Annotated in this window: 17 protein-coding genes; 1 reads left to right on the forward strand and 16 read right to left on the reverse strand. The window is 39.0% G+C overall.

The features are described from left to right. Positions 1-21: 21 nt before the first annotated feature. Entirely contained in the window at positions 22-4,776 is a 4,755-nt protein-coding gene (locus IEY48_RS07945) for a CHASE domain-containing protein (RefSeq protein WP_268244297.1), read from the reverse strand. Between the two features lie 101 nt (positions 4,777-4,877). Then, positions 4,878-7,349 (reverse strand): two-component system response regulator, encoded by a 2,472-nt coding sequence (locus IEY48_RS07950; protein WP_188919053.1) that lies wholly within the window; start codon positions 7,347-7,349, stop codon positions 4,878-4,880. A gap of 555 nt (positions 7,350-7,904) precedes the next feature. On the opposite strand from IEY48_RS07950, the gene IEY48_RS07955 reads away from it, so the two are divergent. After that, positions 7,905-8,126, forward strand: coding sequence for a DUF2375 family protein (locus IEY48_RS07955; RefSeq protein WP_188919056.1), 222 nt, complete (start codon positions 7,905-7,907; stop codon positions 8,124-8,126). A gap of 286 nt (positions 8,127-8,412) precedes the next feature. On the opposite strand, the gene IEY48_RS07960 is transcribed toward IEY48_RS07955, so the two are convergent. The 14 genes from IEY48_RS07960 to IEY48_RS08025 form a co-directional block, all read right to left on the reverse strand. After that, positions 8,413-10,872 carry a sensor domain-containing phosphodiesterase gene (locus tag IEY48_RS07960; protein WP_188919058.1) on the reverse strand — a complete coding sequence of 820 codons (2,460 nt, stop codon included), beginning with the start codon at positions 10,870-10,872 and terminating at the stop codon, positions 8,413-8,415. Between the two features lie 549 nt (positions 10,873-11,421). Next, positions 11,422-12,300 carry a UTP--glucose-1-phosphate uridylyltransferase GalU gene (galU, locus tag IEY48_RS07965; protein WP_188919061.1) on the reverse strand — a complete coding sequence of 293 codons (879 nt, stop codon included), beginning with the start codon at positions 12,298-12,300 and terminating at the stop codon, positions 11,422-11,424. Between the two features lie 11 nt (positions 12,301-12,311). After that, positions 12,312-13,319, reverse strand: coding sequence for an NAD-dependent epimerase (locus IEY48_RS07970; protein WP_188919063.1), 1,008 nt, complete (start codon positions 13,317-13,319; stop codon positions 12,312-12,314). A 32-nt stretch (positions 13,320-13,351) separates the two neighbouring features. Then, positions 13,352-13,630, reverse strand: coding sequence for a hypothetical protein (locus tag IEY48_RS07975; protein ID WP_188919065.1), 279 nt, complete (start codon positions 13,628-13,630; stop codon positions 13,352-13,354). Beyond that, entirely contained in the window at positions 13,631-14,599 is a 969-nt protein-coding gene (locus tag IEY48_RS07980) for a DHH family phosphoesterase (RefSeq protein WP_188919067.1), read from the reverse strand. It lies immediately after the preceding gene. Positions 14,600-14,636: 37 nt separating this feature from the next. Further along, entirely contained in the window at positions 14,637-15,278 is a 642-nt protein-coding gene (gene cysC / locus IEY48_RS07985; protein ID WP_188919069.1) for an adenylyl-sulfate kinase, read from the reverse strand. A 45-nt stretch (positions 15,279-15,323) separates the two neighbouring features. Next, on the reverse strand, positions 15,324-17,051 hold the full coding sequence (locus tag IEY48_RS07990; RefSeq protein ID WP_188919070.1) for an SLC13 family permease: 1,728 nt from the start codon (positions 17,049-17,051) through the stop codon (positions 15,324-15,326). Positions 17,052-17,148: 97 nt separating this feature from the next. Then, positions 17,149-18,555, reverse strand: coding sequence for a sulfate adenylyltransferase subunit CysN (gene cysN / locus IEY48_RS07995; RefSeq protein WP_188919072.1), 1,407 nt, complete (start codon positions 18,553-18,555; stop codon positions 17,149-17,151). A 102-nt stretch (positions 18,556-18,657) separates the two neighbouring features. Further along, complete coding sequence (cysD, locus tag IEY48_RS08000; protein WP_188919074.1) at positions 18,658-19,566, reverse strand: sulfate adenylyltransferase subunit CysD; 909 nt, start codon at positions 19,564-19,566, stop codon at positions 18,658-18,660. A 216-nt stretch (positions 19,567-19,782) separates the two neighbouring features. Continuing rightward, positions 19,783-20,655: a glycosyltransferase family 2 protein gene (locus IEY48_RS08005; protein WP_188919077.1), complete on the reverse strand. Its 873-nt coding sequence runs from the start codon at positions 20,653-20,655 to the stop codon at positions 19,783-19,785. 2 nt (positions 20,656-20,657) lie between these two features. Next, positions 20,658-21,563: a glycosyltransferase gene (locus tag IEY48_RS08010; protein WP_229786365.1), complete on the reverse strand. Its 906-nt coding sequence runs from the start codon at positions 21,561-21,563 to the stop codon at positions 20,658-20,660. A 103-nt stretch (positions 21,564-21,666) separates the two neighbouring features. Further along, complete coding sequence (locus tag IEY48_RS08015) at positions 21,667-23,520, reverse strand: glycosyltransferase family 2 protein (RefSeq protein ID WP_188919079.1); 1,854 nt, start codon at positions 23,518-23,520, stop codon at positions 21,667-21,669. Positions 23,521-23,554: 34 nt separating this feature from the next. Next, complete coding sequence (locus IEY48_RS08020; RefSeq protein WP_188919081.1) at positions 23,555-24,892, reverse strand: hypothetical protein; 1,338 nt, start codon at positions 24,890-24,892, stop codon at positions 23,555-23,557. 37 nt (positions 24,893-24,929) lie between these two features. Then, complete coding sequence (locus IEY48_RS08025) at positions 24,930-25,664, reverse strand: sulfotransferase family protein (protein WP_188919083.1); 735 nt, start codon at positions 25,662-25,664, stop codon at positions 24,930-24,932. Between the last annotated feature and the right edge of the window lies 1 nt (position 25,665).

Consider the following 25,665-nt stretch of genomic DNA (forward strand, 5'->3'; position numbering starts at 1 on the left):
AAGAATCCACGCGGTTTGAGTTTACTGCTTGTCTGTCATTATGCTTTTTTCTAGTATTTCCAGCGCTTTAGCATAATTAAGCATTTGTACTTGCTCATTAAATGTTGTAAATGCCTCTTGCCCCATCAATGCCATTATACTTGCCGCGTTATTTTCGACGGTTTCACTCGCAGAAAGATCATTGGTTTCTAAAGCTAAAATCAGCTTTTCAACCTCAGATTGCGCCATCTTATCAGCAAGAGGTTCAACGCTTTGGTTTGCTTGCGATTTCACTTGCGACTGCTGCTCTAAAAATTGTTGGCTATTGATCCGTAATTCTTTTAAACCGCGAATAATATTGAGTAATAAATCGGCTTGTTCATCATGCTCACCTTTGCGCAAACTGATTTCAGCTTGAGACGTCAAATTGTACATTGCTTTCGCACCCACCATCCCCGAACTACCGCGTAATTTATGAAGTTCAGCAGCTAACTCAAGTCGTTTCTCATCTTCATGAAAAGGGAACTCAGCAGGGATTAAACGTTCAAAATCACCATGTTCCTCAAACAAACGCCGTAAAGCAAATTCAAATAGATTTAAATTTCCTTGAAATAAGTCGACGCTATTGGTGATACCCGTTATCACCGGCCAGTCTGGCGCGCTTTTCCCTCCGTCAATATGCTCAATCATTACGGCCTTTTCGCGGTAATGTTCTATCTGCTTGCGAAGACATAAAATCAACTGCCCGGGCTCAATAGGTTTACTCAAAAAAGCATTCATTCCGATATTAAGCGCTCGATTTTTTTCATCCGTTAGCGTACCCGCAGTTAAAGCGATGATAGGCAGCTGCTTAATATTTAATTGTTGGCGTATAACGCTGGTCGTCTCCAAGCCATCCATTTCGGGCATTTGCACATCCATGAGCACGACATCATAATCATTACTGACATCTTTTAACGCATCAATGGCTTTAGCACCACTGTTGGCCGTTGTCACTAAAGCACCATTATTAGTTAATATTTGCTCAACCACGTCAAGGTTCATCTGGTTATCATCAACGACTAATATGTTGACTCCGGGTAACCACTTCGCTTTAATCGCTTCCATTTTGGTTGACGCGAGTACGCGGCTGGTATCACCCGTTTGGTCAATTAGGACTTTATTGACCAAACTAAAGAGCTCCGCGGGTTGTACAGGATGAAGCAATATTCCTTTTATTAGCTCGCTATCAAGTTGTTCAATAATCTTTTGCTGATCAGCCGCGCACACGATAATAACAGGGACTTGTGGCCAATCAGGTAGCTTAAATATTTCATCAAGTAGCGGTAGACAATCTTGGTGATATTGTTCCCAATCAATCACGACAACATCTGGCAATGTTTTTGGATTGTATAACCGTTGTTGTAACTCCTGCCTAAACTGCTCCACGGTTGAGCCACAAAATACCCGCCAGCCTAATGACGTACCAATTTTCAAGATGCAGTTATCTTTTTCAGCGTCACCTAGCACCCATATATTCAGTGCTTCAATGATTGAGTCAGTAATAAAACCGTCATCCTGATTAATTTCGGTAAATGGCACCTCAAACCAGAATCGACTGCCTTTACCCAGCTCACTCGCGACGCCGACTTCGCCACCTAATAATTCACTTAAGTTGCTCACAATCGACAAGCCAAGCCCTGTTCCGTCAAAACGACGATTAATACCATCATCGGCCTGATTAAAAGGTTGGAATATTTTGTTTTGCTGCTTAGGAGAAATCCCGATACCAGTATCTTCAATGGTAAAACGCACTAATTCCTGATTGGGCAATAACTTGTCTGATGTCTGACGCGTCACGTTTAAAGTCACGCTGCCTTCACGGGTAAATTTAATAGCGTTACTCAATAAATTAGTTATGATCTGTTGTAATAATTTTTTGTCAGTAAGCACCACAGGCGTTAAATCGGATTCAACTTGTAAGTTAAGTGTAATGTGCTTTTGATTCGCTTGGTTTAAGAAAACACTGAAAATTTCATCAAGTAAATGCTGCAGATTACAAGGCTCTAATACCACCTTCATCTCATTCGCTTCAATTTTACTTAAGTCTAAGATGTCATTAACAATACCAAGTAGTGAACGTCCTGCCAGTTGAATATTACTTACCAAACTTAGCTGCTCAGTGGTTAAATCATTCCCTTTGAGAAGATGTGTTAATCCGATAACGGCATTAAGTGGCGTGCGAATTTCATGGCTCATGTTCGCCAAAAATGCTGTTTTGGCCTTGCTGGCACTCTTGGCTTTTTCAATGGCATTTGTTAATGTTTTTTCAATTTGTTTACGTTCAGATATATTGCGGATAGAGGAAGCGATAAGTAATTTATCATCCAACTGAATTGGACTTAAACTCACTTCAACAGGAAACTCCGAACCGTCTGCATGGCGGCTAAAGAGATCATTCGCCATTCCCATAGGGCGCGTGCGCGGTTTGTTAACGTAACCATCCACATAGCTGTCATGTTTGCCTGCAACCGATACCGGCACCAACATATTAATTTTCTCACCGACTAACTGTTCACGGCTATAACCAAATAGCTTTTCTGCCTGGGAGTTAATTAAAACGATCACACCTGTTGTGTCTATAATGACCATGGCCTCTGGAGATAACTCGGTGAGGCTTTCGAACATATTATCTTTTTGTTTTTGGGCGTTGAGCTCTTTTTTAACCTGGGAAGCAATAATCATACGAGTATTATTGGCCCAAGAATAATAAAACAGCATGAGCGCTAAAATGGAAAATGCGAGAAATATAAGCATCTGTTTTAACAATAATATCAATGCACTTTTATAAATTTCTGCCGTAAAAAATGTGGATCTAACAATTAATCGTCCTGTGGTATCACCTTGATTAGGGGAGATAACTGTTTCGGCACTTAACAGTGATCCCTTGTTGCCGTCCCAAGTACTAAGACTATTATTTAATGCGCTAAAAATATTTGCGGTTCGTTGAAAAGCATCTTCCCACGAATAGCCTTGCTCAAAAAAAGAATCATGAACCATTGATGAATGATTTGCGAGTATAAACCTTTGCTCTTCATCAAGAATATAGATTATTTCACCATCTTTAGGTAAATGGTTAATCTCTTGCAGTAAAGGTTTAGCTTCTACATTAATGACAATAATGGCAAAAATCGTTCCATCAGGATAAAAAAGAGGGGTTGAATAACGACGAGTTAACTTAATAGGGAGCTCTATTTCTCCGTTTTCAATGTTTGGCTCGATACTTGATGTATATATTTCACCGTTCTGTATATTCACCGTATTGACAAAATAGTCTCTATTCCCTTTAGCTTGCAAATCATCTTCAGGAGTAACAAAGGTCTCCCCACCTTTTCTTTCCACACGAACAATTTCCTTACCTTGCCCCTCAGCACTAATGAGCCGGATCTGGTATATTTCAGACTGAGATTGCATATAAGCTTTAAAGATATCAGCTAAAACCTCTTTCCAACGGCTTAATTCAAATGGAGATTGCGGCGTCATCGGCCCTGCATTTATAACAGCCTTGAGAATGGGGGTAGACTTTAAAAAAGTTAAGCCTTCTCTGTAATTTTGTTCATGGTTGTCGATCAGCTCTTTGCTGTACTGCGCATGATCTACTAACAAAGTCGAGACTGAATTAAACTCCTGTTCAACATACAAATAACCACTAAAAGCCAGAATACTCATCATAATGAACAAGTAGCCTTTAAATGCATTAATAAACCCTCGGCGTGAAAAAAATACGCTAGGAGAGACATTCTTTTGTTGCTCCGTTTCGGGACGTTTTTCTATATATTTTGCCGCCAATATAACTGAAATAAAATAAGCCAAACTCGTCATCAGCAAAAATAGAAATAGGAACCAAATCGGCGAATAAGATAAGAGGCCATTTTCAACATTTTTTACTGCTTTAGCAGAAATAACCCAACTCCTACCCATGAACTCAATTTCACGATAAATAACTGATTCAGAATTGTTATCAATTTGATTTTGGCCATGAAGAGATTCAAAAAAAGAATCTTTTTCGGCTTTATCAGCAATGGTAAGGTCAATCTCAGAAAATGATGGTGCAAGATCAAATAACACATCATCAACGACAAGCGGGGCATAAGCCCAGCCAATAGTCGATTGCAGCCTTTTTTCAACTTGATTATTTACAAAAGGGGTACTGTAAATAGGTAAAAGAATTAAAAAACCGCGCCGCTCTTTACCTTCTTCTTGAACAAGAGTGATAGGTGCGCTGAGTGTAGCCTCACCGCGAATAGAGGCTGCTACTGCAGCGGATCTTCGGTTACTTTCTGAAGCAATATCTAGGCCTATTGATTCATCGTTGCTCAGTTCTGGGTAAATATATTGCACAATAAAGCGATCTTTATTATGTGGCGTGAGTGTGCGCACCTTAAAATCAGCAGCGCCATCACTGCGAGCGGCAGCGACAAAATCATCTTCCTGCGCTACCGAAACCCGCCTGATAAAGCCAAACCCTCTGGCGCCGGTAAAGTATTTAGCCAGATCCAACGATGCAATATAACGCTCAAAGTGTTGTCGGTTAATATCACCGTTTTCAGAAGTAAGAATTGAGCTTCGAGTACTGAGTAAACCATACTCATATTTTTTAAACCGTGTTTTAACTAACTCAACGGCTTGCTCAATATGTATTTCTGTACGCTCAATTAATATCTTTTTATAATAGCTGTCGGTAATAAAATAAGCGCCACCTGTTAATACACATCCGATAAGCCAAATAACCAAAAAAATTCGAAACTGTGGTGACATAACAGCCGCTAATGTTTTTTTCACATTCAAAAACAAGTTCTCCCAATAGTGGCTGATACTGTCGCCGGCTGATATTAACTTATGATTACAGCTTGATAACCTTAAGCATTCTGTTGTAAATAATCACACATTTGCTGATACGGCATAGGCTTACAATAATAGTAGCCCTGCATAACAAAACACCCTTTAGCTGACAGTGCATTAACTTGCTCGATGGTTTCAACGCCCTCTGCAACTAACTGCATTTTTAACGAGTTGGCCAGGCTGATAATCGTGTCAACAATCGCTTCATCACTTTCATCATTGAGCATGTCATCAATAAAGCTTTTATCAATTTTGAGAATATCGATTGGAAAACGTTTGAGATAAAGCAAACTCGAGTAACCCGTGCCAAAGTCATCTATTGAGATTTTTATCCCGAGCTTTTGTAACGCTTCAAGCACATCTCGCGTACGCTCAATATCTCGCGCGAGAACCCCTTCGGTGATCTCAAATTCAATTAAACCGGTATCTATTGATAACTCTTCAACCAGTTTATATACCGTGTCATAAAAATCATCTTGGGCAAATTGTATAGGCGAAATGTTAATGCTCACTCGGCGTTTAAGGCCCATTTGTTGCCAGCTAATAGCATCTTCACATGCTTTTCGCATGACAAAATTGCCTATGGGCACTATCTGGCCACACTCTTCTGCAAGTGGAATAAATTCAGCAGGCGAAATAAACAGACCATCGGCTGACTTTAGTCTTAACAATGCTTCCATACCAACAAGCTTATTATTTCTGATATCAGTTTTAGCTTGATAATAAACCTCAAAAAGCTGCTCTTGTACTGCATGGCGTAAGTATTGCTCAAGCTTGTGCCTTGCTAAAACACTTGACCCTATTTCATCCGCATAAAAATGCCATCGCCCACGACCTAGCTCTTTAGCACGGTACATGGCTAAGTCTGAATGTTTGTGCAACATATCAATGCTCATTGAGTCATCGGGATAAACAGCTAAGCCAATACTACAAGACAAATCAAAACGTTTTTCATTGACATAAAAAGGCTCGGTAAAAAGCGCCAATATACGTTGTGCACAGCTCGCGACTTGATCGAGTTTAGTAATTTCAGGCTGTAAAATGATAAACTCATCTCCTCCCTGACGGCTCACTGTATCGACAGTTCTTGAGTTATCAAGTAAACGGTTAGCGACTTTTTTTAGTAAGATATCTCCCGCTTTATGCCCTACTGAATCGTTTACACTCTTAAAGTTATCGATATCTATCATTAGCATAGCGACTTTTTCATTGTTTCTGTCCGCTGTATTGATAGCGCGTTCAGCTCGATCTTGCAGTAACATTCGATTAGGTAAGTTGGTCAGAGAGTCATGATTTGCTAAATGAGACATTTTCAAGGCCATTGCCCTGGTTTCACTCACATCATGAAAAACAATAATCGCCCCTTGCGTTTGGCCGTATTGGTCTAAAATGGGGGCTGCAGAATCTTCTACTTCAAGCTTTTTCTGTTGTCGTGTATGCAATAACGTATTAAAAGCCATGCCCACTATTCGGCATTCTTTGATGGCGATATATATTGGGTTAACCATTGGAAAATGCCCACTGGAATCAGTTAATGGCATAATCTGTTCAATGGGTTTATCAACCGCATCCTCAACACGCCAGCCGGTTAAAGATGACGCTATCGGGTTCATAAAATTAACAATACCATTGACATCCGTGGTGATAACGGCGTCACCAATAGAGTTAAGTGTGACTTTTAGTAACTCTTTATCTTGATGTAAGTCATTCTGTAATACCTTCATTGGGGTAATGTCATTGAGTAGCATTACAAAGCCATTAAATTTGCCTTCCAATAGCGTTGGCACTAAAGAGACAGAAACGAAAACAACCTCACTGGAAGATGCATTGAATGTAAGATCAAACCCCATGGTTTTACCTAACATCACTTGGTCAATCGCCGTTGATAACACACTTATCGCTGTTGTATCGAGAATATTATTCTGATTAATCACATCTTTAAGTTGCTGACCAAGCATGGCTTTAGCAGCGATCCCAAACCAGTTGCCTTTAATATCATTGCTAAATACGTTGTTTAATTCGTCATCCCAATAAGCCACAAACACAGGTAGATGATGAATAATATTGTCCAGTGTGCCGCGGGTAAGATTAAGTTGATGTTGCCTATTTTTCAGTTCGAGGTGAGTTTTAGCTCTCGCTTCAATAATAAGTGGATTGAGTGGTTTTTGCAGAAAATCGACACCACCATATTGGAGTGCTTTTAATTCATGCTCTGTATCACCATGAGCGGTGACGAAAATGATCGCGGCATCTTTCAACCCGCTATCTTTCATTATTGCATCACACACTTCATAACCATTCATGCCAGGCATTTGAATATCAAGTAAAATCAGATCAGGCTTAACTTGATGAGCCATCTTGATGGCTTCTTCTCCATTGCTGGCAAAATACGTTTTGCCTAGAGCTGAAACGGCATTATTGAGCAACCTGATATTGGCTGGTTCATCATCAACCAATAAAATGACATTGGCTTTATTCTTTATTTTCATCTAACTGTTTCCAAAAAATGGTGACCGTATCTGTGTAACTACCTAACCGCACGTTAAATTGAAAAAATAATAGTATTCTGCCAAGATAAATCCTTTTGTTTCAATAGCTTTTTATTTTACTCGCGTAAAAATATAACATTAACCATACCTTAATATAAATATTTTTCATCCACTTTTAATCACTGCAGAAGCGTCACCGCGTAAATGTTGCATTTTGCTCGTTCTCAATAATGTAGCCATAACGCTATTACCAATGATTCATGAGCAGATGAGTCAGCGGATAATGACCCGATGAAGTAAAATAGCATAGTGTCAATACTAGGACAGATAACGTATTAATTCTTTATTTTTAAGGACATTAACCCTATTGACGTATGTAAGATCTATTGCGCTTTACTGCATGTGCCTAAACGACTATGATCCGGCTCAATTAATCCGTTGCGTATACTGTACTGTTAACGTTCCCATATTCAGGACGTTAAACCATGATAACAACACTCAATTTAAACGCTATTTAGGACTGTCTGGGCCCTCAGACACTGTATGGATACCATTATGACAACACAAACAATCACAGTACTTTACTACCCTGCAGAACTTGCCATTAAGCCTTTAGCCGAAGTGTTATACGATCTTGAAGTAGGCGTGAGCGGCCGAGTGATTATTCCTATGGAATACAAAGAAGATAAAATTATCGTCGCGGTATTTAAAGGTGAAGTAGAACTGCTGAACGCATTGGGCGATCGAGTGGCATCTGGGTTTAATGATGTAGCCTAAAGACAATAGCACTCAGAACAGATCACAACTAAACCAGATAAAAGTCATGTTACAAGCTTAGTATTACTGCTATCAGATTTAACAGGCATCTTTACCAGAAGCAGCGGTAACCATTAACTTAAGCGAATACCCTTAGAACGTACCAACGTAAACTGAATTTATCCTAATGGTAGTTCGCCTCGCGCGATAAAAAGCAGCGTTCACAGTAAACTCTGCTCACCATCGCAACATGCCGAAGTCACTTTCGCAACATCGAATATTGACCTCAATGAATGGTAACCATGAATCATTGTTGGATCATCTTAAATAAATGCCCTTTCACTTGCTCGATGGTAATTGCCCCTAAAAATATTCCTGTTTTACCGGTAACTACCATGACTGATTGAGGATATAAGCAAAAATGCTTTAATAATGACTCTACAGAATAGTCGGTATAGCAAGTGTACTCTACCGGGATAGAGATTTGATGAGCCCGCTTGGTCATTGTTAATCTATCGTGTTTTGTTTCAGCGTTGGTGTTCACATAGGGGCTAATCGCAGCATTGACATCATTCTGTGAAATATACCCAACACATTTAGTGTTACTCAGCACCATGATCATATCGCTGCTTTCAAACATATCAATGAACATCTCGATCCTATCATCAGGCTCAACATGTGGTGGTGCAGGCATTAAAAAATCGGTTACCGTCGGTATTTTTTTCATGTCGCTGACAAGCAGCTTAAGCTGAAGTTTGTCTATGATGACGTTAATATCATTAACGGTATTGCTGTGCTCCATTAACGAAAGCGGCTTACTAAAAATATAGCCTTGCACATAATTAACCCCCATCTCAACTAACGCCTTAAGAACTTCCTTACCTTCAACCCCTTCAATCACAATTTCGCCACCCATTGAGTGAATAAATTGAGTAAACATTTTCACCATTAGGCGCTTTTGCTTATCTTTTACGATGTCATCAGTGATGAACTTATTGATTTTGATTAAATTAAGAGGCAGTACAGATAAGTCCGTAAACGAAGTATAACCAGAGCCAAAATCATCAATAGCCAGCACGATATCGTTGTCAGTAATATGTTTAATATCATCCAGAATGCTTTGGTTATCGTTACACACAGCCGATTCAGTTAACTCAATGGTGATCCGTCTAGGGTCAATACCTGTCGAGTTAATTAACGTTACCGTATCATCCAGGGTAAAGCGGTTTTTAGAACTGTTAATCATTGAACGATTAATGGATAAACCTAAATTTTCATTGCCTAACATAGTAGCCAAAGCCGGTAGCTCGCTTATTGCAGTGAGCAGCACTTTTTTATCAATGATATTAATCCAGTCATTTTCCTCAGCCAGATCAATCAGCTCCTGGATACTATGATGAACCGTCGTGTTGATATTAAAGCGTGCCAGCGCTTCAACCTTATCTATTTTTAATGTTTTTAAATTAATAATCGGCTGGTAAACCACATAAATCTGCTCATGTTCCAAACAACTTTTTAAGGCCGATTCTAACTTTAATTTACGGTTATTAATGATGTTGATTTTGGGATTAAAATACTTAACCTTATGCTCATTAACATAGCTAAAACCAACAGAAGATGTGGTTAGCGCCTGTAGTGTATTAGACAATAGTTGCTCATTACTTTGCGCATCAACACCATCAATCGACACGCCAATGTTGCATCGAATTTTATGCTCTAACTGTAACTGATTTTCTTCCAGCAATAAGTCGAAAATTTCCGCCAAATCACTGTGAATCGTCTTAACCAATTTTGAAGAAATAAACGCGCCACAAATTTGCTCATCGTTTAACAAACCTAATTTAACGATATGCTGAAAACCTTTAAGCTTAGGAAGAGATTGGCCAAGTAACCATCGAGGAGAGATAGAGTTTTTTGATGAATGAAAATAAGTGTCAATCACAAAAACAACCAAGCTTTCTTGATTACTACGTAGCGCTCGCATGTCGTTTAATTCATCAAAAAAGTCGACTTTATTATTCCAATCCCAATTAGGCTTTTGTTGAGAATATTCAACGATATCTGAAAATATAAAATCAAGCTTACTCAGCTGAAAAATATTTAACTGCGTACTTTTATTAGATCCTGAGTAATGCAATATATTGGCTTTAAAGGCCACAAAAGAACCATCTTTATGATGAAAAAATAGCTCTCCATCCCAGGTGCCATTGGCTTCACAATTGAAAAAGTACTCCTGAAAAACATTGTTTTTATCATGAATAAAAGCGCTAATTTTTTGACCAACAACCTCGTATTCTTCATAACCAAGGTACTCAACGAGCATTTGATTAATCATCAATATTTGGTTGTTATCATCACAAACAAACAGTAATCGTGAAGATTGATAAAAAAGCTTCTTTAAAATCGAAGCCTCTTTTTGTTTAGAGGGTAATAAGCGCTTAAACAGCATACTCCCCGCAACAAGCTTTAAATTGCTCGAATAAATGGTGACTTCAACAAGGTACCTAACGTTAGCGATGGTAAAGACTAAATGGCTTGTGACTACATCTTGAGAAGATATGCTGGTTTCAATATTTTTTTTGAAATACGTTGCCTGGTTTGCGTCTAATAAATCGACCAGTAACCTGAATCTCACTGAACCTGAATTTTCTGGGCCAAAAATGATCTTTAACAGCGGTTCGCTATAAAAGAGTTTTTCATCAATATTCCACTTCCATTGGAAAGTGCGACCAAGTAGATCTTTTTCGGCGCTCGAGAGCGTCATCATGATTCCATTCATTTCTAACTGCTTTCCCTATGACTTGTCAGGCAAAAACCTGTTACAACAAATCATCACTCAAACTGAGCCTTTCCAAAGATCTTGACGTTACTGTAGGCCAAAACCTTTTATGTAAGGCTCGTCTATGATGTGATGATTAGACTTGCCCATGCAATCTTCTGTTCTACGATATTCAAATTAGTTATCGCAATAACTTAGTATCATTATTTATACAGACAACAACTTATATAGGCAATCATACTTTAAAAGATTGTATAAATATTTTTTGTATCGTGCGTTCAATTTGATAATAATTTATCGAATTGTTAGCTGCGTCACGTAAAAGTGTATTAAAAACAACATGGAGTTCAAAGTTTAGTCACTAAACTTGTTGGTGAATTGACATTGAACTTAAGGAGCCCAAACTTTGCACCAAATGATTAAATAACCCGAGTTCAGGTTAAATAATCAAGCCGTGTGAAAATGATGGAAAAACCAAATAAAAAAGCCAACTTACAAAGTAAATTGGCTTTTTAGAAGAACAACTAAGCAGTAAAGTTAAAACATGCTCTTAATACGTTCTTTAAACTCTTTGCCTAACTTAGGGTCACGCAAGCCATACTCGACAAAAGCAGCCATATAACCCACTTTATCGCCGCAATCATGCGACTTACCGGTCATATTAAACGCCTCAACAGTATCTTGCTCAATGAGCATATCAATCGCATCGGTTAATTGAATCTCATCCCCTGCACCAGCTGGTGTTTTGGCTAATAATCGCCAAATCTTTTCTGATAACACATAACGACCCACAACCGCTAAGTTTGATGGGGCTTCGCCTACGGCAGGCTTTTCAACCATGGCACTGATTTTAGCTGAATCACCAGGCGCAATCTCCACGCCATTACAATCAGCAATACCGTATTTATTAACTTGATCGTCGGGGACTGGAGCAACCATGATTTGACTTGCAAAAGTCGCTTTATAACGAGCAATCATAGACGCTAAGTTTTCATTTTTTTGATCGGCAGTGTACTCATCTAAAATCACGTCAGGTAACACTACTGCAAAAGGGTTATTGCCAATACAAGGATATGCGCATAATACAGCATGCCCTAAGCCTTTTGCTTCACCTTGACGCACATGCATGATAGTTACATCTTTCGGGCAAATGGCCTGAACTTCTTCAAGCAACTGGCGTTTTACACGTTTTTCTAACGTTGACTCGAGTTCATAAGACTTATCGAAATGGTTTTCAATGGCATTTTTACTGGCATGAGTAACTAATACAATCTGTTTTACACCAGCAGCAACACATTCATTCACAATGTATTGAATCAATGGTTTATCAACAATTGGTAACATCTCTTTCGGGATTGCCTTAGTCGCAGGCAACATGCGTGTACCTAAACCCGCAACAGGGATAACAACTTTCATCTCAACTCCTTTTAAATGTTATAATACTCTTTATACCAACTCACAAATTTTACTATTCCCTCTCGAATATCTGTTGAAGGCCTATAATCAATTAAATCAAATAACTCACTTGAGTCTGCCCAAGTGGCATGAACATCGCCAGACTGTAATGGCAACATATTTTTAACCGCTTTAATGCCAATAACATCCTCAAGTGCCTCAACAAAATCCAATAACTTTACCGGTTTTCCATTACCAAGGTTATAAATTCGGTAAGGAGCATTGCTTTGAGACAAAGAATCATCACTCATACTCCAGCTATCATTTGCTTGAGGTATTTTATCTTGTACGCGAATAACGCCTTCAACAATATCATCTATAAAAGTAAAATCTCTACTTAAATCACCGTAATTAAAGATATCAATAGGTTCACCGTTAAAAATCGCTTTAGTAAACTTAAATAAAGCCATATCTGGGCGCCCCCATGGGCCATACACAGTAAAAAACCGTAATCCCGTTGTTGGCAAACCATATAAATGAGAATAGCTATGACTCATGAGTTCGTTAGCTTTTTTTGTTGCAGCATAAAGTGAAATCGGATGGTCTACATTTTGTTGTGTGGTAAAGGGAATATTATCATTTAGCCCATAAACCGAACTCGATGAAGCATAAACAAGGTGTTCTATTTTATGATGACGGCAAGCCTCTAATATGGCTAAATGACCCACTAAATTACTTTCCGCAAACACCATAGGTTGTTCATGTGAATACCTTACCCCTGCTTGTGCAGCTAGGTGGATAACACGATCAAATCCGTGGGCTGAAAATAATCCATTGAGTTTAACGCTATCTGATAAATCGAGTGTGACAAATGAAAATGATAAATCATGACCAATATTAGCCAATCTGGCATGCTTTAAGCCAACATCATAATATTCATTAAGGTTATCAACACCAACAACATCATGCCCAGCTAAACATAGGGCTTTGCATACTCCAGAACCAATAAAACCCGCAGCTCCGGTGACTAAAAACTTCATACAAACTCACTTAAAAACTGTTTCATCAGCGCTTATAAACGATATGAGCGACTAATGATGTCACCGGTCTTAGCATCAATGAGAGATATAGAAATAGAGTGCGGTAACACTTCAACATCCCAATAGACGCTCCACCCTAAAAACTCTCTACGTGAGATATTCGGGTTTAACACCGGGAATTGGTAATCTTCTGCACACATCAATAGCTCACAGCAATAATCAAATGCATCATCTGTTGAATTAAACTTACCATCAACAGCTAAATGTTTGGTTACGCTATGCGCTATATCGTCAATAAAATGATTCAACATCTAAGTTATTTGCCCAGAATAATAACGCTCAGTGACCGATATAAACTGATTAACATCATCCTTTGCTAATGCATTAATCCCAGCAGCAGCAGCTCGTCCACCGCCTGTTGCAAATTGGCTGCAAATATCGCCCGCACCTTGCTTATTATTTAATGGTGCCCTTAAAGAAACAGTATATGTATTGTCAGCATTTAATGTTAACACACCATTAGCTAGACCAGGTGTTTGGTTAGCTAAATGGTTACCGTACACACCGCTAACACGCCTTGCCCAAGGCAAGTCTGGTAATTCAAACAAGGCAAACTGCTCACCTTTGTAACGAGGTGCAATCGCTAATGCATTAGCCATATCGGCTTCGTAAGCATCATGCAACACCCAATATGGAGAACTCTTGTCAGCAAACAAATCAAAAGGGGAAGGATAATTTAGTAGTAATTTAAACAACTCTGCAGGATGAAAGTGTAAATCTTCCACACTTGATCCATAGCCATTATAATTGATCAAAATGCCCAGTTGCTTTAACTGTTCAGATTGCTCTTCAGCCAACCCAGCCTCTTTACTGAGTAAGTCAGCTTTGGCAAATAAGTTATCACCATAAGCTGCCGTTATCGCCCACAAATGAAACTGACCCTCAAGCCATTTATCAACCAGTAAGCCTGTACAAACATTAGGGTCTAAATCAATTAGCGCATTAAGGTTAGCTGCATTAGGGATATCACCACTACGATGATGATCAGCATAAAAAACCTTTACGCCAGAATCCAGCAACTCAACTAGTGCGTTAATGTTCTTCTCCATTGAAATATCCAATACCACCACTTCATCGGTATCATTCACTGGTACTGTTTTCAAAAGTTCGATATCGCGCTTAACCCCAGTAATGAGTTTATTGTTAGCGGGCTGAGCTAAACGGAGTTGTAAGAGCGAAATAATGCCATCTGCATCACCATTAAACACATCGTAATTCATAATAAAAACCTAAATAACAAGTACATATATCGCTAAGTTAGCGGGCGATAAAACCTTTTTTAATAAGATACTCTACAACCTGTGATGCACAGCTCTCAATAGAGCCCAATGCAGTTTGCACATGCACTTCAGGTGACACCGGAGCATCATAAGTAGAATCGATACCAGTAAAGTTTTTTATCTCGCCAGCACGCGCCTTCTTATAAAGTCCTTTAGGATCTCTGCTTTCGCAAACATCGATAGGAGTATCAATAAAGACTTCAACAAATGCTCCCTCAGGTAATAAATCTCTCACCATTTGCCTGTCGGCTAAAAAAGGGGAAATAAATGCAGTCGAGACAATAAGACCGGCATCAACAAACAATTTAGAGACTTCACCTATACGGCGGATATTTTCTACTCGGTCATTATCAGTAAAGCTCAAATCACCATTTAACCCATGACGAACATTATCACCATCCAGTACATAGGTTTTACAGCCTAAATCAAACAACATTTTATCAACCGCATTCGCCACGGTAGATTTGCCTGAACCACTTAATCCGGTATACCAAAGTACCACTGGTTTATGACCATTAGCACTGACTCGTTGCTCGGTAGTGACACTGGCTTGATGCCAAACAACATCGGATGATTTATCACCCGCTACATCTACATTTTTATAAGGCACATCTGACATTTAAAATCCTTTAGTACTGTCATAACTTTAGTACTTTCTTAAACATTAAAACGGAAATACGATGGGTACCATAAACAACACCACCGCCCCATAAACAAGACTGACAGGTAAACCAACTTTAACAAAATCAGCTAAACGATAATTACCTGCGTTAAACACCATTAAGTTAGTTTGATAACCATAGGGGCTAATAAAACTGCCACTTGCAGCAAAGGCAACTGTCATCACAAAGGGCAAAACATCTACACCAAAACCTAATGCCACACTATAACCAATAGGGAACATTAACGCTGCTGCGGCATTATTGGTAACAAGTTCAGTCATCAGCCAGGTGACGACATAGACTAAAACAAGCGCCATAAACACGTAACTAAGGTCATTAAATTGCTTAATTCCCTCACCCAATAGCTCTACAACACCAGAGTTAACTAATGCATTGGACAACAAAATAGCCGATGAAACCACTAACCATATATCAATAGGAAAACGTCGTAGTAATTCATTGGCGGTTAAGCATTTAGTAAACAATAAGCTTCCAAGTAATAACACCAATCCTTCTAATAAATCTACAGCACCGATAGCAGCTAAACCTATGATAGAAATAAAGCCACCTATCGATAACCAGGCTCGCCAACCATTAATTCGGCTTTCAGGCTCTACGCCAGATAACACAAGAAAGTTTTTGCTGATATTGGTCCGGGTACGGTAGTCTTCACCAACCGCTAATACCAAAAAGTCACCTGCGCGAATAATCACTTCACCTAACTTACCTGACACCTGCTCACCATCGCGACGTATCGCAACGACTGCGGCATCAAACAATGCCCTAAAGCCAATATTTTTTAAGGTTTGTCCTGTAATAATACTTTCTTGTCTAACCACGACTTCAGTCAAGTTACTGTCTAACGAGCCATTTTTTTCAGCAAAAATTTCTAAACCAGAAAATTGCCCAAGTTGTAAAAGCTTAGTCACTTCACCACAAAAAATAAGTCGATCATTTACTTGAATCACTTCTGTTGGCGCAACAGGGCTAATTAAGCGCCCCTGGCGCACAACTTCAACTAAAAATAATGATTCTAAATGCCTTAAACCATTTACTTCAACGGAGCGACCAACTAACTCTGACCCCTCAAGTACTTTGGCATCAATAAAATACCCTGCTGAACTCGCTTTTTCTTGGGCGATATCAGGCAGAAATCGAGTGCAAAAAAACATCACAACACCGCATGTGAGCACTAAAACAGCACCAACAGCAGTAAAAGAGAAAAAAGATAACGAACGCCCAGAAGCCTCAATATACATAGAGTTAACGATTAAATTGGTCGAGGTACCAATTAATGTCAATGTGCCACCAAGGATAGAAGCGTAAGATAAGGGAAGTAATAACCTGCTCGCAAAGTGATGGGGGTTATTTCTAATCGGAGATAATAACGTTGCTACAACAGCCGTGTTATTCAAAATAGACGAAAACAGTGTAGTGATACCAAACAACCTCAACCAAGTTGAATGGTAATTATTGACAATAATTTTCGAGGCAATGATACGGAGTAAGCGGGTTTTTTCTAACGCTAGGGAGCACAACACCAACAAGATTAACGTCACCAGCCCAGGGTTTGCAATACTGGTCAACAATTGCGTTTTTGTCACCAAATTACAGCCGATTAACGCAATCAGTGTACCGCCAAATACAGCAACAGGACGACTTTGCAATACAATTAACCCGATAACGGTTAATGCAAAAATCAGTAATGTTAGATAAGCATCTAATGACATGAAATATATCACCATCCATAGCTAAAAAATTAACTCGTAAAAAACAGGCTGTAAGTTTCCTTACAGCCCGATATTTTGGCGACAAAACACTCGTTAATTAACGAATAACTTTGGCATCCCAGTGAGGATAATGCTTACGTACCAGCGCATTAAATTCAACTTCAAAAGCAGAATATTGGCTATCAGACTTGCTAGACTTAGCATCTAATGGCTTACGTATCATGCCCGCACCCACTGTAACATTGGTTAAGCGATCAATAATAATAAATGCGCCAGTATTGCGATTCACATCATACTCATCAAACTGCACTGCAGCGGTAAGCGCAAAATGGCAATTACCAATTTCGTTTAAGTTAAGCTGTGAGGCTTCTTGCTGCTCAAGTGTATTCACATCAACTTTATAATTAACCGTTTCAACATGGCCAAATACTGATTTGCTACCCACTTTAATCGCATATTCACGGTCAACGTGTAGTGCCTCTTCGGTCATCCACACAACGTCGGCTTCAAAATGACTAGAAGAATGTGGCTTTTGATGAGGACGCACCAGCATGTCACCGCGGCTCACATCAATTTCATCTTCTAATGTCAGAGTAATGGCCATACCTGCGCTGGCTTTTTCGATATCGCCATCGAAAGTGACAATCGATTTAACTTTGCTTTCTTTGCCTGACGGTAATGAAGCAACCGTATCGCCCACACGAATATCACCAGCACCAATCGTGCCGCAAAAGCCACGAAAATCTAGGTTTGGACGGTTTACGTATTGCACCTGTAGTCTAAATGCATCGCTTTTAGCACGGGTAACAGATACGGTGTTTAATAGTTTCATTAATGTAGAGCCAGGATACCAAGGCATCTTTTCGCTCTCATTAACAACATTATCACCACGTAGAGCAGAAATCGGTACAAAACGGACATCTTCAAAAGACAAATCTTCAGCAAACTCGCGGTAATCTTTTTTAATGTTTTGATATACCGACTGTTCGTAATCTACCGCATCCATTTTATTGATTGCGACAACAACATGCTTAATGCCCAATAAAGAACAAATGTAACTATGACGACGGGTTTGAACCTGTACGCCATGGCGAGCGTCAATCAAAATAATCGCTAAATCACAAGTTGAAGCACCTGTAGCCATGTTACGAGTATATTGCTCATGGCCTGGAGTATCAGCAATAATAAATTTACGTTGCTCAGTGGCAAAGTAACGATACGCTACGTCAATAGTAATACCTTGCTCACGCTCAGACTGTAAGCCATCAACCAATAAAGCTAAGTCAAAGGCTTCGTCTGTTGTATTAAAGCGTTTAGAGTCTTTCTCAATTGCAGCCATCTGATCTTCAAAAATCATTTTGCTGTCAAACAACAAGCGACCAATCAAGGTAGATTTACCATCATCAACACTGCCGCAGGTTAAAATGCGCAGCATATCTTTGTTTTCATGAACTTTTAAATAAGCTTCAATATCCGAAGCAATTAGAGCTGTACTTGTAGACATCTGTATATCCTTAATCTTGCATACTCCCAGTTTTTACTGGGTCATAAAAATGTTTTGTTTGCTGACGTAAGCAACAAACAATAAAAATTACGCCAATAAAAATTAGAAGTAACCTTCCATTTTTTTCTTTTCCATTGAGCCAGCAGAGTCATTATCGATGACGCGACCTTGACGCTCAGATGTCGTACACAACAACATTTCTTGAATAATTTCTGGCAAGGTTTGCGCAACAGATTCAACAGCACCTGTTAATGGGTAGCAACCTAATGTTCTAAAGCGAACCATTTTATTTTCAGCAACTTCGCCTTCGTTAAGCTCCATACGCTCATCATCAACCATGATTAATGTACCATCACGCTCAACAACAGGACGCTCTTTAGCAAAATATAACTCAGGAATCTCAATCCCTTCTAGGTAGATATATTGCCAAATATCCAACTCAGTCCAGTTTGATAATGGGAACACACGAATACTCTCACCCTTATCAACTTTACCGTTATAGATGTTCCATAATTCTGGGCGTTGATTTTTAGGGTCCCAACGATGCTTGCTATCACGGAATGAATATACACGCTCTTTAGCACGAGACTTCTCTTCATCACGACGAGCACCACCAAATGCAGCATCAAAACCATGCATATCCAGTGCTTGCTTTAAACCTTCAGTCTTCATGATGTCAGTATGCTTAGCACTGCCGTGTACAAATGGGCTAATGCCCATCTCTAAACCACGTGGATTTTTATGCACAATCAAATCAAAGCCATACTTTTTAGCCATTTGATCTCTAAACTGGATCATTTCTTTAAACTTCCAGTTTGTATCCACATGCATCAACGGAAACGGAATTTTACCAGGGTAAAAAGCTTTACGCGCAAGGTGCAACAACACTGAAGAATCCTTACCCACTGAATACAGCATCACTGGATTATCAAATTCTGCAGCGACCTCTCGCATAATATGAATAGATTCGGCTTCTAGTGCTTTTAAATGGGTCAATCTTTCTTCATTCATGTGTTTATTCAAATCCTAAATTAATCAATATCCATGTTGAACAAGCATATATGCAGGTTCAAATCGTATTTATACAAAACGAATAACTGACGTAAATCTCATTTTTAACGCATTTATGGCGATAATCTACCATATACGCAGGAGTTTTTCCTGATAAAAACAGAAAAACTAATGCACCAAAGACATCATTTTCAACTTAATTAGTCCAAAAACGTATCAATGATGCCAATGTTTGTTATATGCACCTGAGCGGCCTAAAATTCCGTCCCAAATCCCTCTAACCATGTACGTAAAACGTTTACGCTTATTGGTTTGCATTACGCTATTTAAAAAGAACCTAATCGGCATAAAAAACAAACAACGTACTTTCCAATATGTCGGCACATAAGGGCGACGACTCAACAACAAAATATTTCTAAATTGATAATAAAGTCTTATTGGTGCGCCTACCTTATAGGTTACCCCAATAAACTTACTCCTTGAGTCACCTAAACGGTGAATCATTTCAACCTGCTTAGCACGTGCTATCGACAAGTTCATACTTCGGGCTCGCCAACACCATTCGTGATCAACGCCATCAATAAACAATGACTCGTCTTTTAAACCCACTTCATCAATTGCGCTTAAATCAATCATCATTCCAGAAGCGATAATCTGGGTAACGCCAACCAATTGTTCATAATCAAACACTTCACGCTGCACTAAAGAGCGCACACTTTTATCAGAAAAAGAGCAGTGAATCCTTGGGCCAATGGCCACAATCTCTTGTTTCATCGCTTTAGAAGCTTTAAGCAAACTACTTAGATTAAACACCATATCACTCGGTATCAAACTGTCTTGATCAAGCAATATCGCGTACTCACAACCAAGCTTAAGTAAATGAACAATTCCGGCATTATGCGCTGCTGCAATACCGATGTTTTCAGGAAAATGCAGATAAGTGTAATGTTCAATCACTTTTTTAAAATTATGCGGTTTCGGGCTATTATCAATAATAATAACCTCTTCGGTTTGCCCATACAGACGGGTTAACAAACGCTCTGTTAACGCTAAGTCTGGATTGTAAACAACAAGAATGGCGCCGATCATGGCTAATGATGTCTCTTTAAATTAAGTAAAAAACGATCGCACTTATACGCAAACTTTATCCCCCAAGCAGGCATCATACGCAGCGTTAACACCATTAATGCATAACAATAATTCTGCAATGACCGCTGTGATAAAGACTCCATAGCCAGTAAACGCGCTTTAAACTCATTAACAGATTTTCCGCGGCCTCGGCGCTTATAAAAACCATTAATGCGCCTAAAATGGAGCAAAGGTTCACGCACATTAGCAAACTTACAACCATCTTTGGCTAGTGCTATCCACAAAAAGTAATCTTGGGTATTGAGCATTTCCGCCATGTAGCGATGACCACGTTCAAACACAGAAAAACGAATAGCGACTGTAGGGTGGTTTATCGGACAGCGACGGCTAAATGACTTTAATAATTTAGAGTGAGTTAAGGGCAATCGGCGAATACCGACACGATTTCCAGTCTCATCAATCTCCCATAAAGCTGAACCTAAAATATCAACATCGGGATGCTTTTCCAACAAGGTTATCTGCTTTTCAAATCGATGAGGAACACAAATGTCATCAGCATCCATTCTAAAAAAATACTTAGGTTTTAATGGCAGTGTCATCTCAATGATATAATTCATGCATACACTTAAACCACGGTTAACTAAACCGTGTACCAAAATCATATTAGGGTGTTGTTTTTCTTTTTTAGATAAATAAAGTGAGATTTCTTCACTCACGTTGCCATCTAGAACGACCACAAAAAGAGACGGGGATAGGGTTTGATTCAACACACTGTCTACAGCCTGTGTGACCCACTCTAAGCGATCATTCATGTAAACAGACATGCCGCAAACACTAGAAACAGTGGATGGTAATGGTGAAGATGATTGCAGAATAAACTGACTTTTTGACGCTAGGTTTAAACTCATGATGTCTCGGTATTAAAAAAACAACCAAAAAAAACTAGTCATCAATAGACAAGCTAATCGAGTAATAGTAACAAATTTCTCACACTAACTCACATCATTAGTGTTATTTCGACTTTACTTCAACCTTAGCGTATTCATCGCTAAAGTCTTTAATCGCAAAGTTCTCACGTCTCAGGGTCAAGTTAGGATTATAAGCAGGGTCAGCTGCTATCACCTGTTGCCAGTGTGTCTGTAAATACGTTAACTCATTTTTAAAACGTAATACTTTCTCTGGGGTATCTTCATGGCCACGAGAAACAGACTCATGATGATACAAAACAGCCTCTGCACAGTATAAATTACGTCGCCCTAATGACATCACCTTTAAGCATAGGTCAACATCATTGAAGGCAATAGACAAATCTTGTTCATTTAAGCCATCAACAGCCCAAAAATCAGCGGTTTTAACCAATAAACAAGCCGCAGTGACCGCACTGTAATTGTGGCTTGCCACTAGACGATTCATATAACCATTATGATCCGCAGGGAAATATTTATGCGCATGCCCTGCACCACCACCATAGCCCATCACCACGCCAGCATGTTGAATGCGATCATCAGAAAAAAGCAACTTAGCGCCTACACAGCCAATATCTGGTCGTAATACTTGGCACAACATGTCGCGTAACCAATCAGCAGAAATCACTTCTATATCATTATTCACCAAGGCTAAAATATCACCTTTTGCGTGCTTAGCAGCAAAGTTGTTAATGGCTGAATAATTGAACACTTTGTCATAATTAATCACCCTAATTTTAGGGTGTAAATCAAGCTCAGCGAAATATTGTAAACACTCAGCATCATCAGAGCTATTGTTTATCAACAAAATTTCATAATTCGCGTAGGTGGTTTTATTTAATATCGACTCAATACACGCTTTAACTAAAGCCAAACCATTACGAGTAGGAATAATAATAGACACAAGAGGTGAATCGTCAGCATGCCAACGTAAGCGTAAAGCAGGGTTTGTTGCAGGTAATAAATCGGCAAACGGTTGGTATAAATCAGTAACCAAAGCGGCGGCTTGGCTAAAACACGGTGTATCGTCAGGACGTGATAACAACACCAATGGGATATGCTGAATATGTTTATCGGCAGAATAAAAATAGCTATAGCATAAAAAAACACTCACATCGAAATAAGATATCTCATGAGATTTTCCGCTAAACACCTCGCCCCAAGCCTTAAATAGGCGACTTAATGAGTCTACCCATATCCCAGAATGAATATACCCAGTGGTTAACTGTAAATCAGGGTTCCAATCGGGTTTGAAATCAGGAAAACATGCTTCACCGAGCGAGTTATAACGGTCGGTGTCAACATAAGCCACCTGAGTATTTGCATCTACAACCTCAGGTATTAGCAGACGAACATCTTTGACAAGCTTATCGCCTGCGTACATCACAAAGCAGGCTTGCTCGAGTACGGGTAAATCAATAGCAGTAGCATCTGACACCACAATAAATGGGCTATCTAATTGCGACGCTAACAATGCATTCACGCTTTTTTCATGCTCCACATGGCATAAAAAAATTATTGCAGAAAAAGCACTCGACTGCTCAGCAATACTGTCTAGAGTATGCTGGATTAATTCAGGATCGTATTCAGGTATACAAACGAGTAAGTTTAAGGCGGGTAAGGTAGCGGTTTTTGACAGGTTTGATGCGTTAGCATCTTGCTTGGCTGTAACGGCTAACAAAGAGTTGATATAAGTGCGTTGGTAAGCTTGGTAGGCATCATAAGAGCGTGTTAGCTCTTCAATGGTTTGTAGTTGATACAGCAGACCACTTTTATGTAAGTTACGGCTATACGCGGCGACTAACTTGGGATGGCGTTTAACCCATTCAACCCAAGAGTTTGGGGTAATAGCGATAACAGACTTAACTAATTTAACCGCAAGCTTTCTAACTGTTTGCAACTACAATATCCTTATTTTAATAACAGTAAATTAATCAGTCTGATTGCTTCAAGTTATCAATTTTATTTTCATAATACTTTATCTTTGCTCTAATCAACGAACCAGATGGTCTTAACTCTTGTGCTCGCGTCATTAAAGCGTACGCAAGTCCGAAATCACGATTGGTTTCGGCAAAAATGGCAACCTCACGCAGTAAGTCCGCATCGCTAAAATCATCAGAAATGGATAATTGATTTCTCAATCGCCCTACATCAGCATGTTCATTGACCGTAAGCGTTGACTGAGATTGCTTGCCTAACTTTTGTCGTATATAACCAATAAATTGTTTAAACATATTTTGTTTAGATACCTCACTTAACTGGTAATCTTTTAAAAGATATTGGCCAAAATCACTTTTAAAACATGGCAGGTAAGAAACTAAGTAAAGTGAACGACATAATTCTTTATATAAAACAGCATCCTTTTCATTTATATAATCTGCAACAGTGACAAATTGCTCCAAGGTCAATTTTTGCTCACAATAAGGTTGAGGCGAACACGTTAAAGCATCATCAAGTAAGCTGTCAGCCTTATTAACATCATGACTTTTACAAAATTGCGCCAAAAATTCATGAGCTTGCAGTTTGTAACGTTCAAATGTAGCGGCATCTAATAATGAAAACTGTTGTTGAGTTGAAACGTAAGCTTGTAATATTTTATCCGCTCTCGAAGCTGCACCTGTAGAGCAAAATAAATTGATCCACCGTTTAAACTCTAGAGCCTCAAAAGAATAAGAAGGATTAATCTTATTACTAATATTGACTGGCGGAGTCAGCCCCAAAATATCATAAAAATCAGTAATAATGGTTCCACCTTCAAAGCCAGAGGAACCATATGCTCGCAAAATAAATTGATCGGCAGGAAGCTGCTCAATCAACTGCTCCAATTTAACTAAATAAAAGCGAGGTAACGTCGGCCTAACGTTAATGAGCTTTGTATTGCCATGCCGCTTAACCGATTGATTATATAGAGACTCAAAACTTTCTAAAGGATTGCGAACATAGGCGATAAAACGTGCATTTGGCAATAAGTTGAAAATATCATTTAACCGCTCGAAGAAAAATTCAGAACTCAATACAAGCGTATGCATGTTAAGCGCTTCACATTGACTAATGAGCCTTAATACTTTGTCAGGGTTTAGTGTTCTTTCGTTATCGACTTTGTCATAAATTGCATTTAGATTTCCTGAGCTTACCCCGTTAACATCAGTAGTATGCTTAGGGTAAAAAATGCCATTTTCAGCCAGTCTTGCACGATCGTTTTGCAAGCAATATTGAATAGCTGAAGTGCCCGTTTTTGGAGGACCAATATGAATAAAAATGTTAACAGTCATTTAAACACCACTAAAAAAACAGCTTCAGTTCTGACAATCAGCCAATAACCGAACGATGGCTTAATAATTCATTAAGCATATCTGTGTAGCCTAAACTGTCTACCAGCTCAGCATCTAAATTAGCCATGACAAATGAGATAAGTTCAGCATCAAAACTGTCCATGTAAGTATTATCCAGATAAGTACTCGATTTAAACTTTTTGTTTGTTTCCATGTCTTTTAGGCTAGTATATTGTTGCTTATCGTTCATTCTTTTTACTTCATTCTTCGGCACAACAAAAGCCTGTTCTTTAGCTGAAACCCCCAATTTATTTGCAAGTTTACTCGCTGTTGCTTTAGGGTGTTTAAGTAACATCTCATAACGGACATGAATGAGGTCTTTACTAGACTGATAGTTCCAATTCATGGCATTCCATAGCTCAACAGGCGATGCAAACCTTAACTGAACAGAATCCGGGTTACTACCATCAAAAATAATAATTCTGCTCTTAACAAAATCGCCAAAGTCTCGTTCAGCTTTAATATTTAAACGTGCACTTACAAAATATTTATGTAGCGAAACTAAGAATGAAAAAGGATTTTTAGTGACAAAATAAGCTGCGTCATATGACACCTCATAAGTCACTGAGGAGTCATTCGAAATGATAGGAAGAAATCCATGTTTCCAACCCAGTAAATTGTTGCGAACCTCGCAATCAAAATTAGACTCTAAAATCGATTTAGAAAAGTTTGTGCCGCTTCTAAAACAACCTAACACCGCAATTTTTTTCATA

The sequence above is a fragment of the Shewanella saliphila genome, assembly GCF_014648295.1.
Lineage (GTDB): Bacteria > Pseudomonadota > Gammaproteobacteria > Enterobacterales > Shewanellaceae > Shewanella > Shewanella saliphila.

Coding starts and splice junctions, on each gene's coding strand:
- IEY48_RS07975 (WP_188919065.1), bottom strand. CDS start 13,630: ATGTTGAATCATTTTATTGACGATATAGCGCATAGCGTAACCAAACAT.
- IEY48_RS07980 (WP_188919067.1), bottom strand. CDS start 14,599: ATGAATTACGATGTGTTTAATGGTGATGCAGATGGCATTATTTCGCTC.
- galU (WP_188919061.1), bottom strand. CDS start 12,300: ATGAAAGTTGTTATCCCTGTTGCGGGTTTAGGTACACGCATGTTGCCT.
- IEY48_RS07955 (WP_188919056.1), top strand. CDS start 7,905: ATGACAACACAAACAATCACAGTACTTTACTACCCTGCAGAACTTGCC.
- IEY48_RS07950 (WP_188919053.1), bottom strand. CDS start 7,349: ATGAAAATAAAGAATAAAGCCAATGTCATTTTATTGGTTGATGATGAA.
- IEY48_RS08020 (WP_188919081.1), bottom strand. CDS start 24,892: ATGACTGTTAACATTTTTATTCATATTGGTCCTCCAAAAACGGGCACT.
- IEY48_RS08025 (WP_188919083.1), bottom strand. CDS start 25,664: ATGAAAAAAATTGCGGTGTTAGGTTGTTTTAGAAGCGGCACAAACTTT.
- cysD (WP_188919074.1), bottom strand. CDS start 19,566: ATGAATGAAGAAAGATTGACCCATTTAAAAGCACTAGAAGCCGAATCT.
- IEY48_RS07960 (WP_188919058.1), bottom strand. CDS start 10,872: ATGATGACGCTCTCGAGCGCCGAAAAAGATCTACTTGGTCGCACTTTC.
- IEY48_RS07990 (WP_188919070.1), bottom strand. CDS start 17,051: ATGTCATTAGATGCTTATCTAACATTACTGATTTTTGCATTAACCGTT.
- IEY48_RS07945 (WP_268244297.1), bottom strand. CDS start 4,776: ATGTCACCACAGTTTCGAATTTTTTTGGTTATTTGGCTTATCGGATGT.
- cysN (WP_188919072.1), bottom strand. CDS start 18,555: ATGTCTACAAGTACAGCTCTAATTGCTTCGGATATTGAAGCTTATTTA.
- IEY48_RS08010 (WP_229786365.1), bottom strand. CDS start 21,563: ATGAGTTTAAACCTAGCGTCAAAAAGTCAGTTTATTCTGCAATCATCT.
- IEY48_RS08005 (WP_188919077.1), bottom strand. CDS start 20,655: ATGATCGGCGCCATTCTTGTTGTTTACAATCCAGACTTAGCGTTAACA.
- IEY48_RS07970 (WP_188919063.1), bottom strand. CDS start 13,319: ATGAAGTTTTTAGTCACCGGAGCTGCGGGTTTTATTGGTTCTGGAGTA.
- cysC (WP_188919069.1), bottom strand. CDS start 15,278: ATGTCAGATGTGCCTTATAAAAATGTAGATGTAGCGGGTGATAAATCA.